Below are 16,944 nucleotides of genomic sequence, written 5' to 3' on the forward strand. Positions count from 1 at the left end.
TAGACCTACCAATTTTTTACTTGTTCAAAGATTTCCTCAGCTAGACTTTCACTTCTGGCAATGACTAAAATCGAGCTATCATCAGCTAAACAGCTAAAAATCTTATCCGCAAAAGTCTCGGTTAACTGAGCTTTTACAAAAGCTGTATTTCCTGGGATAACTTGGAGATTGATCATCTTATCCATCAATTCAGCTGACTCAATATTATCTTCAGCCAGTTGCAAACTTTTCACGATTGATTTTGGCAATTCATAGACATAGGTATTATCTCTCAAAGGAATTTTGACAATACCTAGTTCTTTGATATCTCGTGATACCGTCGCTTGAGTGGCAGTGATACCTGCTTCTTTCAAATGTTCTACAATTTCTTCTTGCGTACCGATTTGATAATCTGTCACAAATCGTCTAATTTTTTCAAGTCTCTCTTTTTTATTCATTTTTAAATTGACTATGCGCCCTCTCTACTACTTCTTCAATCTCAGCAAGAACCTGATTGCTTGCTGACTCTTCTTTTTTCAAATACGCTAAAAACTCAATATTTCCATGACCGCCTTGGATGGGAGAAAAGTCCAAACCAAGAACTGAAAATCCTTCCTCTACTGCCATAGCTGTGACAGATTCAAGGACATGTTGATGAACCTTAGCATCTCGAATAATCCCATTTTTCCCAATCTGCTCACGTCCTGCCTCAAACTGGGGCTTAACCAAAGCCACAACCTGACCTTGATTAGCCAAGACACGGTGCAAGGCCGGCAAAATAAGACTGAGGGAAATGAAACTCACATCAATGCTGGCAAAGCTCGGTTCCTTTTCGAAATCAGTCTTTTCAGCATAGCGGAAATTGAACTGTTCCATGCTGACAACTCGCGGGTCCTGGCGTAGTTTCCAAGCCAACTGATTGGTACCAACATCAACTGCAAAGACTAACTCAGCACCATTTTGCAACATGACATCGGTAAAACCTCCAGTAGAGGCCCCGATATCAATCGTGGTCGCATCATCCACTGACAAATCAAAGACCTGCAAGGCCTTCTCCAGTTTCAAACCACCACGGCTGACATACTTGAGTTTTTCACCCTTAAGTTTTAGCTCGGTGTCGTCTGGAATTTTCTCTCCTGGCTTGTCAAACCTCTCTCCGTTAAGGACTGCTACGACTAGACCAGCCATGACACCGCGCTTGGCCTGCTCTCTCGTTTCAAACAAGCCCTGTTTATAAGCTAGTACATCCACTCTTTCCTTAGCCATTGATTCTCAAACTTTCTACTACTTTTACAATCGATTCTGTTTCCAAGGAAATCTGCTGGGCAATTTCTTCTAATTTTGCATTAGCTTGATCCAAAGTCTGGTTGCAAAAGGCAATAGCCTCTTCCAAGCCCAACAAAGCAGGATAGGTTGATTTTTCTGCCTGTAGATCCTTTTGTGGTGTCTTACCGATTTCCTCAAAACTAGCTGTCACATCCAGTACGTCGTCTCGAACTTGAAAAGCAAGTCCAATCAATTCACCAACAGTTTTCAGCTTCACCTGCATTTCAGGTACTAATTCGGCTATAATGGCTGCAGCTTGGAATGGATAGGCTAGTAGTTTTCCAGTCTTATTAGCATGAATGGTCTGAAGTTCTTCCAAGGACAAGTGCTGGTGTTCACCTTCCATATCCAAAACTTGTCCTGCAACCATGCCTAGACTTCCTGAAGCAAGCGATAAGTTGGCAATCAAGTCCACCTTGATCTGACTTGGCAAATCTGCCTGCGCTATCAAGGCGTAAGGATCCAGGAACAGAGCATCTCCAGCCAAAATGGCCATAGCTTCTCCAAATTTCTTGTGATTGGTCAAACGTCCCCGACGGTAATCATCATCATCCATAGCTGGAAGATCATCGTGAATCAAGCTCCCTGTATGAATCATTTCCAAGGCCGCGGCTACCTGTGCATGTGCTGGTTTAATAGCCACCTGCAAGGCTTCCAGAACTTCTAACAGAAGAAAAGGCCGAATACGCTTGCCACCAGCATGAATGGAATAGAGAACAGACTCTCGCAAACTAGAAGCAAACTGCTGGTCTCCATAAAAGTCTTCCAAGGCCGACTCGACAAGAGCTAATTTTTCTTGCTTCTTCATTCAAAATCACTTTCTGTTCCGTCTTCTTGCATGACCTTGACCAAGGTTTTTTCAGCCTTGTCCAGCGTCGCTTGGAGCTCTTTTGACAAGACCATGCCCTTTTGAAAGGCAGTAATCGCATCTTCCAAAGCAATTTCACCATTTTCCAAACTTTGGACAATGCTCTCCAGTTCTGCTAGATTTTCCTCAAATTTCTTTTGTTTTGACATCTTTAACCTCTAATTCTACTCGACCATCTCGCATCAAAAGCGTCACTTGGTCTTTTTTCTTCAAACTCTCAACCGAATCTACAACGGACTCTTCTTTTTTGACAATAGCATAACCACGCGCCACGATTCGACTGGTATCCAACATGAGTAAGGCTTCCGAAAGTCGCTTGACTTCAGCAACCTTGGCATCATAAACCAGCGCCATTTGGCTACCTAAGAGCTTATCCAACTGACCAAGTCTGTCTTGATAACGTTGAATTTTAGTAACAGGTGATAATTGTACCAGTCGATGCGTCCTTGCTTGTACTATCTGTTTGTTATCAGAAATCCGTGTTCGCAAATTTTGTTTTAAGCGCAGTTGCAGTTGATCCAAGCGTTGCATATAGCCATCATACAAACGCTCTGGCTGTCTAAAGATAACAGACTGACTGCATTTTTTCAAAGCTTCTTGTTTCTTAGATAGGACATTTCGTACTGCCGTTGCCATCCGTTTTTCCTGATTTTGCAAATGAGCTAATACATCCAACTTGGTCACAGGTGTTGCTAGTTCAGCAGCAGCCGTTGGTGTCGCAGCGCGGCGATCTGCCACAAAATCTGCCAAGGTCACATCCGTCTCATGCCCCACACTAGAAATAACTGGCAAACGAGACTCAAAAATAGCTAGTACCACAGTCTCTTCGTTAAAGGCCCAGAGATCCTCGATGGAACCACCACCACGACCAATAATCAGCAAATCCAAATCGTCCCGTTGATTAGCACGAGCAATATTCCGAGCAATTTCTTCTGCCGCTCCATCTCCTTGAACCTTAGTCGGATAGAGCAGAATATCGACACCTGGAAAGCGCCTGCTGACGGTCGTGATAATATCTCGAATAACGGCTCCACTACGACTGGTTACTACACCAATTCTCTTCGAAAATTGGGGCAGAGGTTGCTTGAAGCGTTCTTGAAACAGGCCTTCTTCTGTCAATTTTTTCTTGAGTTGTTCAAACTGAATCGCAAGCGCACCAACCCCATCTGGCTCAGCTTTTTCAATGATGATGGAGTAGCTACCGCTCGGTTCATAGACCTGTACACGCCCAATCACATTGATCTTCATTCCTTCTTCTAGGTCGAAACCTAATTTCTGATAAATCCCAGACCAGATGGTCGCTTGAATGACTGCATGGTCATCTTTTAAGGAGAAATATTGGTGAGTAGGTCGTTTACGAAAATTGGAAACTTGACCAGTTAAATAGACCCGTTCCAAATAAGGGTCTTTATCGAATTTCATTTTCAGATACTTGGTCAAAGTTGTTACCGATAAATACTTTTCCATCTCCACCTACTATTCATTTTCTTGCTCTTTCATGGGTATTATTATACCAAAAATATGCCTAAAAATCTCCATTTATGTACCATTATGAGAGAAAAATAGAAAAAGGAGGCAAAGCCTCCACATCTGATTATTTGCTGTTTCGAGCTTCTTCCAAAATCTTTGCAATCTTGGTCGTCAAAAGATCGATAGCCACTGTATTGCTAACCCCTTCAGGAATGACGATATCAGCATAACGCTTAGTTGGCTCGATAAACTGGTGGTACATTGGTTTAACCACACCTAAGTACTGGTCAATAACGCTATCAAGGCTACGGCCACGCTCTTCCATATCGCGCTTGATACGACGAATAATGCGCACATCGTCATCCGTATCCACAAAAATCTTGATATCCATCAAATCGCGCAGGCGCTTGTCCTCCAAGACCAAAATCCCCTCAACGATAAAGACATCTTGAGGCTCCTGACGATAAGTCTTGCTACTCCGTGTATGCTCTGTATAGTCATAAGTCGGGATGTCCACCGGACGCCCTGCCAACAATTCCTTAATCTGCTCGATCATCAAGTCTGTATCAAAGGCAAAAGGATGGTCGTAATTGGTTTTGACACGCTCTTCAAAGGTCAAATGAGACTGATCCTTGTAGTATGAATCGTGCTCAATCATGGAAATCTTTTCATCAGGAAAATGCGATAAAATGGCTCTTGAAACACTGGTCTTACCACCACCAGAACCACCTGTCACTCCGATAATGATTGGTCTATTTTGCATGCTATCCTCCGTTTTTTTATCCGTGGTCTATTCTATCACATTTTTTGCAAAATTTATAGTCTGATTTTGGATAGTCTAAGGGAAACAACACTCCCTACACCTCAGTTAGACTAGCTAAAAACCTTTCGTGGTTTGTAGAGATTGCCCCGTTTTTCAAGAATGGCTAGCAATTTATCATCTTCAAAGGCAGCTAATTCTTGTTCTGTTTGTTCGAGTTCGATAAAACGACCAAAGCGCACTTCTGTAGCCTTTTCTGGAGTTAGGAAAACTTTAACAAGATCCCCTGTTCCAATCTCTAGAGGATGGAGAAAGTCCAGTTGACCAGCCTCCACTCTTTCAGCAATTTCTTCCAAGGTAAGAGCGTCTTCTAGCTGTAAGCCAGCAGCACTTGTTCGAATCAGATGTGACATATGAGCCGCATAACCCAATTTTTCTCCCAAGTCAACTGACAAGGTACGAATATAAGTTCCCTTGCTACATTTTACACGAAAAGTGAATCGTGCGAGGTGATCCTCATAAGAAATAGGGCTTGTCCGATCAAATTGATAAATGGTCACCTGACGTTCTGGACGCTCCACTTCCTGACCAGCACGCGCATACTCATAAAGCTTGCGACCATTGACCTTGACTGCCGAATACATAGGTGGAATCTGGGTAATAGGCCCAGTCAGACTGGCAATCGCTTCATCGACAAGCTTTTCATCCAAGTGCGACAAAACAGGTGTCTCTGCGACCACTTTCCCACTGGCATCCTCAGTCGTCGTGGAATAACCCAGAGTGATTTCCCCCTCATAGACCTTGCCCTCGTCCTGCATAAACTCGACCATGCGTGTCGCCTTGCCAACTGCAATGGGCAAAACACCCACTACATCCGGATCCAAGGTCCCACCATGACCAATCTTCTTGGTTCCCAAAATCTTACGCAGTTTAAAAACCGCATCATGCGAGGTCATGCCCGCTTCTTTTTTTAAGTTGATAATACCGTTCATTTTTGCTTTCTACTCCCCCTTCAATGCTTCAAATTTCGCTTTCATAGTTGGATTTTTACGAGTCAATTTTTTGACGGAAACATCTTCCAGCTTATTGTTAGCTAAGCGAAGTTGGTTTTCAGATGTAGTTAGGAATTTCTTAACCTCTTCCATGCGTTTGATGGCCTTATCGATTTCATCGATTGCTTTACCAAAGTTAGTTGAAGCAGAGTTGTAGTTCTTGGCAAAAGCTAGCTTAAAGGCATCCAAGTCTTCCTCAAAATGTGTAATATCTATATTTTGTTCACGGACAAGTGCCAACTCTTGCTTGTATTTTAGGGAATTAAGCGCCGCATTTCTCAGGAGTCCAATCAACTGGATAAAGAATTGAGGACGAACAACATACATCTTTTCATACTCGTGGCTGACGTCAACAATCCCCGTGTTAAAGTAGTCATTATCGGCCTCAAGCATGGTCACCAAAACGGCATACTCACAGTTCTTCTCCCGACGGTCCTTGTCCAATTCCTTGTAAAAATCTGCATTCTTGTGCTTCTTCTCTGTTCCATCTGCTTCATTTTTCATTTCAAACATGATGGAAATAATTTCGACCCCATTTTCATCACTCTCACGGAAGATAAAGTCCCCCTTAGACCCACGCGCAGAAACCTTGTTATCCTTCTCAAAGTAGGCATTTGGAAAGGCGAAACTACGGACCTTGTTAAACTCACTCTCTGCATACTGTTCCAGACTTTCCCCGATGGCTTTTGTAGATTGCTGGGCTTTGAAATTCTTATAGAACTCGACCTGTTCACTGGCTGCTTTGAGCTGTGCTTCATAGTTTTGTTTAACAGAAGCCAAAGACAACTCGTTTTCCTTTTCTTGCAAGAGAAGCTGATTTTTAACCTGGTCTCGTTCTTTTTCTAGGTCAGAAAGGGTCTTCTGTAGTTGATTTTCATGCTCCAAACGCAAGGTTGCCAATTGGTTTTCCAAGGCCTGTACTTCCTTGTCCTTTGCTAATAATGCCTCATGGCTTGTCTGTTCAACCTCTTTCTTGGCCAATTCTTTTTCTGTATTAAAGTTTTGGATTTGGCTCTGCAATTGCGCAATTTCTTGGTCTTTTTGAGCCAGTTTAGACTGTTGTTCATTCATTGCCTTTTGCTCAGCCAAGGCCAGTTCCTGCTTCATCCGATCGTGCAATTCCTTATCAAACTCTGCTGTTCTCACTTGAGACAAGAGTTCGGCATACTGGCTTTCATTTACTGTAAAGACTTCCCCACAGTTGGGGCATTTGATTTCGTTCATATCGTTCCTCTTTCTAGACTTCTGTAACCATTATATCATGCCTGAGGGAAAATCAAAAACAGTGAGTCGAAACCCACTGTTTATCTTCTTTTACTTTAAATTTTCTCCAAGGCCAAGCGCAAATCTTCAATCAAATCCTCTACATTTTCGAGTCCGATAGACAAGCGGATTTGATTTGGTGTGACACCTGCTGCTTCCAGGTCTTTTTCTGACAATTGACCGTGAGTAGTTGTTGCTGGATGGACAACAAGTGATTTAGCATCTGCCACATTTGCAAGGTCAGAAAAGATTTCTAAATGATCAATTACCTTGCGAGCTTCTGCCTCTCCACCTTTGACATGGAAGGTAAAGATGGAGCCCACACCTTTTGGCAAGTATTTCTCAGCCAAGGCATGATATGGACTATCTGCTAGTTTTGGATAATTTACCTTTTCTACCTTAGGATGGTTGACGAGAAAATCAACAATTTTCTCTGCATTTTGCACATGACGTTCCACACGAAGTGAAAGGGTTTCAAGTCCTTGAAGCAAGAAAAAGGCATTAAATGGTGACAAGGCTGCACCTGTATCACGAAGCAATTGAACACGGACAGCGATAATAAAGGCTGCCGCACCCACATCACGAGTATAGCTCAAGTTATGATAGCTTGGATCTTCCTCAACAAATTGAGGGAATTTTCCTGAAGCCACCCAGTCAAAACGCCCGCTATCGACAATCACTCCTCCAATAGTCGTACCATGCCCACCGATAAACTTAGTCGCAGAGTGAATGGCAATATCTACACCGTGAGAAAATACATTAATCAAGTAAGGTGTTGCAAAGGTATTGTCCGAAATGAGTGGAATCCGGTGTCTATGCGCAATCTCAGCCAATTTTTCCAAGTCAGGAATGTTAATCAAAGGGTTACCCAAGGTTTCAATCAAAACAAGCTTGGTATTGTCATTGATCGCTGCTTCTACTTCCTCCAAATTATCAACATCGACAAAGGTTGTTGTGATACCATAACGAGGAAGGGTTTCTTTCAAAAGATTGAATGTTCCACCGTAAATAGTTGAGGCTGCTACAACATGGTCACCAGCGTGGGCAAGCGCCAAAATCGTATAAGTAACTGCAGCCATACCTGATGCGGTTGCAAGAGCTCCGACACCACCTTCAAGGGCAGCAATTCTTTCTTCAAAGGCAGCTGTTGTAGGGTTGGTGATACGAGTATAAATGTTCCCTGGTTTCCTCAAGGCAAACAGATCGGCACCTTCCTGCGTGTCATCAAAAACAAAGGATGTTGTCTGATAAATCGGCACTGCACGAGACTTAGTTGCTGGGTCAACTACTTGCCCAGCATGCAATTGTAAGGTTTCAAATTTAAAATCACGAGTCATAAGGCGACCTCCATATAGTTTCATTAAAGATATTGTAGCACCTTAAGGTATAGTTTACAAATATCAGTTTTCTATATTTTGATATAATAAATAACTATTGCCTTATTTTAAAAATAAAAAAAGCACGAATCAATCGTGCTCATTTTCTTAATCTACATAAGTATCTTCATTTTTATTGAGGAAGGCATATGGAAGACCCATCAAAAGACCTCCTCCGATAAAGTTTCCAATGAAGGTTACACCCCAGTGGCGAAGCATATTCCCAACACCGAAGTTAGCAATTGAATCAGCAGCAACACTGAATTTTACAATCGCGAAAGAAGCAAAGTTCGCCGCAATGTGCTCGTTTGTTAAGAATACAAACATGTAAATTGCTGACAACACAAGCCAAAGTTTGGCACCACCATCTTTGACCAAAACAAATGAAAGAATCGCAATATTTACGAAAATATTTGCCAAAATCGCCTCAAGCAAGATTAATTCATTTGAGCGGCCTAACTTCATCTCAACAACCCCTGAAATGAAACTATCGTGAGTCAGATGTGCATAAGCTGCTGAGTGGGCAAAGCCCCAACCTGCTATCAAGGCTCCGATAAGGTTAAACAAGGTACAGTAAAGTAAAATCTCAGCTGTTTTTCTCCAAGAGATTTTTTTCAAGAAACTACCAGCAGTCAAGAACATCATGTTTGATGTTACCAACTCGGCATTTAAGAAAACAATGTAGGCCAATCCCCAAGCAAAGACAAAGGGGAAGAGGAAACGTCCACTACCTGGTGCAATTTTATTAATCAAGTCAGCCCCAACTGCACCTGCAGCAGTACTGAAGGTTAAAAATGCACCTGCGAACATAGAACGAATCGCATACTTAAATTTGCTTTGACTATAAAGACTTTCTTTCTTCTTGCAAGCAAATTCAATCTTTGAGATAAATTCTGAAGAAACCATAATAAACTCCTAAAAATTTTTACCTGATAATTATATCACAAACGTTAAAATTAAGGAAGCGTTTTCTGTATTTCATAAAAGTTTATTCTTATGAAAAGCTTAAAAAATCAGTGAAATCCAAGATTTCACTGATTTGTATTAATAAAATTGTTTGTATGGTTGATTGAAAGCTGTTAGGATTTCATCAGATGTTTGTGAATATTCTTTTGTTTCTTTCAAATCGCCTTTTACAATAATACGTTCTGTGGCAGCAAGGTCTTCACAGGTTACTAATGTAATCTCATTGACCCCATCTCTATCATCAACTTCATCAACACGATCCGGTGTAACACGTTTGACTTCACGTATTTCATAAGTATAAACTTTATTTTTATCGGTTAGATAAATCTTCATACCATTTTTAGCGTTATCTAAAGGAGAAAATAACATTTTATTAGCATTATTGACACCAAAAATATGATGACTAGCTAGACTATAATTTCCTTTCCCCATCACTTGATCGCGTTTCATGGTACCAGCACCATAGAAGAGATTGACATTATCAAGCCCTTTAAAAATTGGCAGATTCATTTCTAATTCAGGAACTGCAATTCCGCCGATAACTGGTAATTTTTGAGCATCCCATTGAGAAGCTAGAACAGCTTCCGAAGAGATAGCATTGACAGAATCAAAATCAAAATTTCCTTCTGTATCCTGATTTTCTTCTATTTTTTCTTTTGATACCTGACTAACTTGGTACTTATTGGTATTCCAAACTATGAAAATATCACGAATTTTAGCATTAAAAATCAAAGCAATTGATAGTAGTATCAGAAATCCTGCCAGGACATTTGTCAGCAGATTTTTCCGTTTGTTTTTCTTTTTATTATTTTTTTGAGACATTATGCTTCACCTTCTGTTTCGTTTTCTGTCCCAACTTCTTCTTTTTCTGCCGCTGCAACCGTAGTAAAGGTTACAATTTTAGCATCTTGATCCAGACGCATTACTTTAACTCCCATAGTTGAGCGTCCTGTTTGTGAAATATTGGCAACATTGGTTCGAATCATGACACCTGTATCAGTGATAATCATCAAGTCTTCATCACCTTTCACAGTCAAGAGACCTGATAGAGGACCATTTTTTTCAGCTACATTAGCCGTCTTCATCCCTTTACCACCACGACCTTTTGTTGGATATTCAGTCGCAACTGTACGCTTACCATATCCTTTTTCAGTAATGATAAGAACCTCATCTTGATCAGTAATTACGCTAGCACCAACTACTGTGTCTCCCTCACGGAGATTAACACCTTTCACACCTGTGGCGATACGACTCATGCCGCGAACGGCTGATTGATTAAAGCGAACTGCATACCCAAACTTGGTACCAATGATAATATCCGTATTTTCTTCCGTCAACAAGACATTAATCAACTCATCTTCATCTTTGAGGTTCAATGCCTTAAGTCCATTTTGACGAATATTAGCAAATTCCTTAACGCTGGTTCTCTTTACAATACCATGACGGGTTGTGAAGAAGAGGTAAGCGTCATCACTGCGTTCAGACTCAACATTGATAATAGTCTGAATACTTTCACCTTCATCCAATTTCAAGAGATTGACTACTGGTAGCCCTTTGGCTGTCCGACCATACTCAGGAATTTCATAACCTTTCAGGCGATAGACACGTCCTTTATTTGTGAAGAAGAGTAAATGATCATGAGTGCTAGTTGACACTAACTCTCGGACAAAATCGTCATCCTTAACACCTGTCCCTTGAACACCGCGGCCACCACGTTTTTGAACAGTAAACTCAGCTTGGTCCAGACGTTTGATGTATCCCTTATTAGAAAGCGTAATCAAGACATCCGATTCTTCAATCAAATCCTCATCTTCAAGACTCAAGACTTCACCGACCATCAATTCAGTACGACGTTGGTCACCAAACTTACGCTTGACTTCATCTAATTCATCTTTGATGATTTGAGAAACACGTTCTGGTTTAGCAAGAATATCTGCTAAATCCGCAATCAGAGCCAAGAGGTCATCATACTCAGACTGAATCTTATCGCGTTCCAAACCTGTCAAACGACGGAGACGCATATCAAGGATGGCCTGACTTTGACGTTCAGAAAGCTTAAACTTGCTCATCAACTCAGCTTGTGCTTCAGCATCCGTTTCACTAGCACGGATGATACGAATCACTTCGTCGATATGGTCTAGCGCAATCAAGAGACCTTCTAAGATATGAGCACGCGCTTCCGCTTTTTCCTTATCAAAACGAGTACGACGAACAACCACTTCTTTTTGGTGCTCAATATAAGCATCCAAAATCTGACGAAGAGATAAAATCTTCGGCACCCCATTTTGAATCGCCAACATATTAAAACCAAAGTTGGTTTGCATCTGGGTCATCTTGAAGAGGTTATTGAGGATAACATTGGCTGAAGCATCGCGCTTGACCTCGATCACGAAACGAACCCCTTCGCGGTTTGACTCATCACGAACCGCTGTGATGCCCTCAATCCGTTTTTCCTGAACCAAACGAACAATATGCTCATGCACCTTGGTTTTATTGACCATGTAAGGAAATTCCGTCACAACGATGCGCTCACGGCCAGTCTTAGTTTCTTCAATTTCAGTACGAGAACGAAGGACAATAGAACCTTTACCTGTTTCATAAGCCTTATGAATGCCTGATTTCCCCATGACAAGGGCACCTGTTGGAAAATCTGGACCAGGCAAGACTTCCATCAAGTCCTTGGTAGTCACTTCAGGATTGTCCATGACCAACTTCACTGCATCAATGGTTTCACCCAAGTTATGAGGGGGAATATTGGTCGCCATCCCAACGGCAATACCAGTTGCTCCATTAACTAAAAGATTTGGAAAACGAGCTGGCAAGACCAAGGGTTCACGTTCATTAGCATCATAGTTATCAACGAAATCAACCGTATTCTTATTGATATCTCGAAGCATTTCTAGAGCAATCTTGCTCATACGTGCCTCAGTGTAACGCTGGGCGGCAGCACCATCTCCATCCATGGAACCAAAGTTTCCATGCCCATCTACAAGCATGTAACGGTAGCTCCACCATTGAGCCATGCGGACCATTGCTTCATAGATAGAGGAATCCCCGTGTGGGTGGTATTTACCCATGACGTCCCCTGTAATACGAGCAGATTTTTTATGGGGTTTGTCTGGAGTAACACCCAATTCATTCATTCCATAGAGAATCCGACGGTGAACAGGTTTCAAGCCATCTCGAACATCAGGAAGAGCCCGCGCTACGATAACACTCATGGCGTAATCGATAAAGCTCGCCTTCATCTCCTTTGTCAGATTGACATTCACTAAATTTCTATCCTGCATTAATAAATGCCTCATTTCACTATTAGTAATTAATAATATTATACCATAATGTCCGCCATATTTCAGGTATCCAAATTAGCTAAAACGTTTACATCAAGAACTCCAAGGCATATTCGTGACAAAGCTTTTTAAAAGTGATAGAATTAAAATAACTGGGGAAATCCCTGAATAAAATTAAGGAGATGTTTAGAACAATGACTTCAACTAAACAACACAAAAAAGTTATCCTTGTCGGAGATGGTGCTGTAGGTTCATCTTACGCTTTTGCACTTGTTAACCAAGGAATTGCACAAGAGCTTGGAATTATCGAAATTCCACAATTGCATGAAAAAGCTGTTGGTGACGCGCTTGACCTTAGTCACGCCCTTGCCTTCACTTCACCTAAAAAAATCTATGCAGCTCAATACTCTGACTGTGCAGACGCTGACCTTGTTGTGATCACTGCAGGTGCGCCTCAAAAACCAGGTGAAACTCGTCTTGACCTTGTAGGTAAAAACCTTGCTATCAACAAATCAATCGTAACTCAAGTTGTTGAATCCGGTTTCAAAGGTATCTTCCTTGTTGCTGCTAACCCAGTTGACGTTTTGACTTACTCAACTTGGAAATTCTCTGGTTTCCCTAAAGAACGCGTTATCGGTTCAGGTACTTCGCTTGACTCAGCTCGTTTCCGTCAAGCACTTGCTGAAAAATTGGATGTAGATGCTCGTTCAGTTCACGCTTACATCATGGGTGAACACGGTGATTCTGAATTCGCTGTTTGGTCACACGCAAACATCGCTGGTGTAAACCTTGAAGAATTCCTTAAAGACACTCAAAATGTTCAAGAAGCTGAATTGATTGAATTGTTCGAAGGTGTTCGTGATGCAGCCTACACAATCATCAACAAAAAAGGTGCAACATACTACGGTATCGCAGTAGCCCTTGCTCGTATCACTAAAGCAATCCTTGACGACGAAAATGCAGTACTTCCACTTTCAGTATTCCAAGAAGGTCAATACGGAGTTGAGAACGTCTTTATCGGTCAACCAGCTGTTGTTGGTGCACATGGTATCGTTCGTCCAGTAAATATCCCATTGAACGACGCAGAAACTCAAAAAATGCAAGCATCTGCTAAAGAATTGCAAGCTATCATTGACGAAGCATGGAAAAATCCAGAATTCCAAGAAGCTTCTAAAAACTAATTTAACTATAGACAACTCCTTGAATCATCAAGGAGTTGTTTTTTTCTGTATTATAGTAGATTGAAATAAGATATGAACAAATTAATTTCTAGAAATGTTTTAGTAGCCACGGCGTACTATTCTAGCTGCAATCCACTATAAGAACTAAACATTTTATGAAATTTTCGTTCAAAAAACAACATCCCTTTAAAAGTTATCATGTCATGGCTTGGGCATGAAGATAAAAAGACTACCAATCGGATTTATACTCACATCACAAAAAGTATGGAACAAGCAACGATTTACTCTCTAGCTACAGTTACATTAAATCAAAAGTAGAAAACTTTTCCCATATACAAAAAAGCCCATCATACAGGCTAGACAGCTTGATACGATAGGCTATTTTTCTATTAATTAACGTACTGTACGGATACGCATTGTGTTTGTACGAACAGCTTCTCCAACTGGTACACCAGCAACAATAACGATATCGTCACCAGATTCTACTAGACCTGCTTCAACTGCTTTACGTTCAGCAATTTCGAACATATCGTCAGTTGAAGATGGAGCATCTGTCAACATTGGGATAACACCCCAGTTCAACATCAATCCACGTTCTGTCAATTCGTCGAATGTCAATGCCAAGATGTCAGCATTTGGACGGTATTTAGAGATCAAACGTGCAGTGTGACCTGTCTTAGTAAGAGTTACAACCAATTTAATGTCCATTGAGTTAGTAGCATCTTTAACAGCTGAAGCCATTACTTCTGTCTTAGAGTTACGTTCGAATGAATCTGAGTTCAAACGTCCGTATTCGTTAAGAAGAGTTTGAGCGTTCTTATCGATTGTAGCCATTGTAGTTACTGACTCAAGTGGGTATTTACCATTTGCAGACTCACCTGAAAGCATTGTTGCGTCAGTTCCGTCAATAACAGCGTTAAATACGTCTGATACTTCTGAACGAGTTGCACGTGGTTTTTCAGTCATTGTTTCAAGCATGTTTGTTGCAGTGATAACAACTTTACCTGCAGCATTGACTTTAGTGATGATCATTTTTTGGTAAACTGGAACCATTTCGAATGGTACTTCGATACCCATGTCACCACGAGCGATCATGATACCATCAGCAGCTTCGATGATTTCATCCAAGTTATCGATACCTTGTTGGTTTTCGATTTTAGCGAACAATTGAACATGTCCGTTTCCAGTTTCTTCACAGATTGCACGAACTTCGTTCACATCTTTTGCAGTACGTACGAATGAAATCGCGATGAAGTTGATACCTTGTTCAAGACCGAAACGGATATCGTCGTTATCGCGTTCAGCAAGAGCTGGGAAAGGAATTTTAGTGTTAGGAATGTTCACACCTTTTTGTTTAGCGATGATACCATCGTTTTCAACTTCAACTTCAAATTCACGAGTTGCATCATCTTTAGCAACCACACGAAGACCAAGTTTACCATCGTCAACCAAAACTTGACGACCAACTTCAACATCATCATAGATATCAAGAGCACCAGCAACGTTCAATGCAATCACTTCACGAGTTGATTTGATTCCTTGTTTAGTTGCAACACGGATTTTCTCACCAGTTTTATATGAATACTCTTTAGCTTCACCTTCGAACAATTCTGTACGGATTTCTGGTCCTTTTGTATCAAGAAGGAAACCAACTTTTTTACCTGCAAGTTTTTCAGCAAGTTTAACAGTTGCCATACGCTCACCTTGTTCTTGATGGTCACCGTGTGAGAAGTTGAAACGGAATGTGTTAGCACCAGCTTCAATCAATTTAGCAATGTTTTTAGCTGAAGCTTCAACATCAAGTTTTTCACCCCAGTATCCGTCCTCACCGAATTTTTTACCACCACGGATTTCTACCGCAGGACCCAAAGTTGCAACGATTTTTACACGTTTGTTCATGATTTTTGTGACTCCTTTATATATATGACCTTTTTGGTCTTATTAACTAAATTGTAAATTATGACAAGCTCTTATTCAAGCTAGATAGCTCAATGTCGGCTTTGTGTGGGTTGTTAACTACAATCTTACCTTCTGCAGTAAGGCTAAACAATGCTCCTTCTTCTGCAGTACCAAGAATTGGGTTTTCAACCATTTTTTCGTTACGGATACCAACCGCAACACCACCGATACCTTCTTTAAGAAGTTTAACAGCATGCGCACCCATACGTGACGCCAATACACGGTCACGCGCAGTTGGAGAACCACCACGTTGAATATGTCCAAGTTCTGTCACACGAAGGTCGCTTGTATCCCCAGCTTCTTTTAGTTTTTTACCAAATTCAGCTGCTGACATCACACCTTCTGCCAAGACGATGATATTGTGTTTTTTACCACACTCATAACCACATTTAATGCTTTCTACGATATCTTCAATCTTGAATCCTTCTTCAGGAATGATGATTTCATCAGCACCAGTTGCAATACCAGCCCAAAGAGCGATATCACCAGCGTTACGTCCCATAACTTCAATAACAAAAGTACGACGGTGACTTGATGATGTATCACGAATCTTATCGATAGCATCCATAGCAGTTGTAACCGCTGTGTCAAAACCGATTGTAAAGTCAGTACCAACGATATCGTTATCGATTGTACCTGGAAGACCGATAGCTGGGAAGCCATGTTCAGTCAAACGCATAGCGCCGTGGTAAGATCCGTCACCACCGATAACAACTACACCTTCAATTCCGTGTTTTTTCAATTGCTCAATCCCTTTAAGTTGCCCTTCAAGTTGAGCGAACTCTGGGTAACGAGCTGAGTGAAGGAAAGTACCACCACGAGAAATGATGTCTCCTACTGAAGCTGCATCTAGGGGATGAATTTCACCGGCAACCATACCAGCATATCCGTCATAGATACCAAACACTTCCATTCCTTCTGAAATTGCTTGACGAACAACTGCGCGGATAGCAGCGTTCATACCAGGGGCGTCTCCACCACTAGTCAAAACAGCAATACGTTTCATATTGGTTATGCTCCTTTTTCTTTTAACATTCTTATTGATTATACCACATTTGATTTTAAAATTCTTCTATTTTCCGTATTTTTAGCGATAAATCGTTTTCATAACGATTTCATTCAACTTCGCTTCTAATTCATTGGATTTAGCTACAAAATGATGAGGGGAAACGATTGTTTTCTGTTCCTCTTCATACCTGACGATGACTGGGATTGGACCTTTAAATTGTTCTAAAATACGTGAAATTTCTTGATCCGATTCATGATTTTTTACCTGTATCCAAAAGCGTTCAGCAACTGCTTCTCTTATTTCTTGTGCAATCATTTGCAGACGGCCATCACGTGACTGGATTTTTCCTTTTATATAGTAGAAGGCTCCCTCTTTTATTTCCTGCCCAACCTGACGATATAAGTCTGAAAAGAGTGTGACATCCAATTTTTTCTTACTGTCATCT

At 41.2% G+C, this 16,944-nt stretch carries 16 protein-coding genes; 1 reads left to right on the top strand and 15 read right to left on the bottom strand.

The genetic code is table 11. From position 1 onward, the window contains the following. Nucleotides 1-5: 5 nt before the first annotated feature. From ADI58_RS06975 to gyrA, 12 genes are all read right to left on the bottom strand, one after another. On the bottom strand, nt 6-437 hold the full coding sequence (locus tag ADI58_RS06975; protein WP_001034401.1) for an arginine repressor: 432 nt from the start codon (nt 435-437) through the stop codon (nt 6-8). Continuing rightward, the gene (locus ADI58_RS06980) at nt 430-1,245 is read right to left on the bottom strand and encodes a TlyA family RNA methyltransferase (protein ID WP_049521976.1); all 816 of its coding nucleotides are present in this window, start codon (nt 1,243-1,245) and stop codon (nt 430-432) included. The genes ADI58_RS06975 and ADI58_RS06980 overlap by 8 nt, the downstream gene beginning before the upstream one ends. Beyond that, nucleotides 1,238-2,113, bottom strand: a complete 876-nt coding sequence (locus tag ADI58_RS06985) for a polyprenyl synthetase family protein (RefSeq protein WP_049521977.1) — start codon at nt 2,111-2,113, stop codon at nt 1,238-1,240. The genes ADI58_RS06980 and ADI58_RS06985 overlap by 8 nt, the downstream gene beginning before the upstream one ends. Beyond that, the gene (locus ADI58_RS06990; protein WP_007516874.1) at nt 2,110-2,322 is read right to left on the bottom strand and encodes an exodeoxyribonuclease VII small subunit; all 213 of its coding nucleotides are present in this window, start codon (nt 2,320-2,322) and stop codon (nt 2,110-2,112) included. Before ADI58_RS06990 ends, ADI58_RS06985 begins: the two co-directional genes overlap by 4 nt. Beyond that, nucleotides 2,300-3,640 (bottom strand): exodeoxyribonuclease VII large subunit, encoded by a 1,341-nt coding sequence (gene xseA, locus ADI58_RS06995; RefSeq protein ID WP_049521978.1) that lies wholly within the window; start codon nt 3,638-3,640, stop codon nt 2,300-2,302. The genes ADI58_RS06990 and xseA overlap by 23 nt, the downstream gene beginning before the upstream one ends. Before the next feature lie 127 nt (nt 3,641-3,767). Continuing rightward, nucleotides 3,768-4,406: a uridine kinase gene (gene udk, locus ADI58_RS07000; protein ID WP_001181376.1), complete on the bottom strand. Its 639-nt coding sequence runs from the start codon at nt 4,404-4,406 to the stop codon at nt 3,768-3,770. Nucleotides 4,407-4,516: 110 nt separating this feature from the next. Then, nucleotides 4,517-5,395, bottom strand: a complete 879-nt coding sequence (gene truB / locus ADI58_RS07005; RefSeq protein ID WP_049521979.1) for a tRNA pseudouridine(55) synthase TruB — start codon at nt 5,393-5,395, stop codon at nt 4,517-4,519. Nucleotides 5,396-5,404: 9 nt separating this feature from the next. Further along, nucleotides 5,405-6,679, bottom strand: coding sequence for a DUF2130 domain-containing protein (locus tag ADI58_RS07010; RefSeq protein ID WP_049521980.1), 1,275 nt, complete (start codon nt 6,677-6,679; stop codon nt 5,405-5,407). A 95-nt stretch (nt 6,680-6,774) separates the two neighbouring features. Next, nucleotides 6,775-8,055: an O-acetylhomoserine aminocarboxypropyltransferase/cysteine synthase family protein gene (locus ADI58_RS07015; RefSeq protein ID WP_049521981.1), complete on the bottom strand. Its 1,281-nt coding sequence runs from the start codon at nt 8,053-8,055 to the stop codon at nt 6,775-6,777. Nucleotides 8,056-8,202: 147 nt separating this feature from the next. Then, nucleotides 8,203-9,000 (bottom strand): formate/nitrite transporter family protein, encoded by a 798-nt coding sequence (locus ADI58_RS07020; RefSeq protein ID WP_000254773.1) that lies wholly within the window; start codon nt 8,998-9,000, stop codon nt 8,203-8,205. Between the two features lie 138 nt (nt 9,001-9,138). After that, nucleotides 9,139-9,882 carry a sortase SrtA gene (gene srtA, locus ADI58_RS07025; protein WP_033677039.1) on the bottom strand — a complete coding sequence of 248 codons (744 nt, stop codon included), beginning with the start codon at nt 9,880-9,882 and terminating at the stop codon, nt 9,139-9,141. Further along, nucleotides 9,882-12,350, bottom strand: a complete 2,469-nt coding sequence (gyrA, locus tag ADI58_RS07030; RefSeq protein ID WP_049521982.1) for a DNA gyrase subunit A — start codon at nt 12,348-12,350, stop codon at nt 9,882-9,884. The genes srtA and gyrA overlap by 1 nt, the downstream gene beginning before the upstream one ends. Nucleotides 12,351-12,544: 194 nt before the next feature. Here gyrA and ADI58_RS07035 point away from each other — a divergent pair, with 194 nt between their 5' ends. Continuing rightward, nucleotides 12,545-13,531 (top strand): L-lactate dehydrogenase, encoded by a 987-nt coding sequence (locus tag ADI58_RS07035; protein WP_000204727.1) that lies wholly within the window; start codon nt 12,545-12,547, stop codon nt 13,529-13,531. Nucleotides 13,532-13,924: 393 nt separating this feature from the next. Here the strand turns inward: ADI58_RS07035 and pyk are convergent, their stop codons facing one another. From pyk to ADI58_RS07050, 3 genes are all read right to left on the bottom strand, one after another. Then, nucleotides 13,925-15,430: a pyruvate kinase gene (pyk, locus tag ADI58_RS07040; RefSeq protein ID WP_001042818.1), complete on the bottom strand. Its 1,506-nt coding sequence runs from the start codon at nt 15,428-15,430 to the stop codon at nt 13,925-13,927. Nucleotides 15,431-15,488: 58 nt separating this feature from the next. Next, entirely contained in the window at nt 15,489-16,496 is a 1,008-nt protein-coding gene (gene pfkA, locus ADI58_RS07045) for a 6-phosphofructokinase (RefSeq protein WP_000820862.1), read from the bottom strand. A gap of 81 nt (nt 16,497-16,577) precedes the next feature. Then, nucleotides 16,578-16,944, bottom strand: a 367-nt coding sequence (locus tag ADI58_RS07050) for an OB-fold nucleic acid binding domain-containing protein (RefSeq protein WP_049521983.1), incomplete at its 5' end; no start/stop codon positions are given.

This window comes from Streptococcus mitis, from assembly GCF_001074635.1.
GTDB lineage: Bacteria > Bacillota > Bacilli > Lactobacillales > Streptococcaceae > Streptococcus > Streptococcus mitis_E.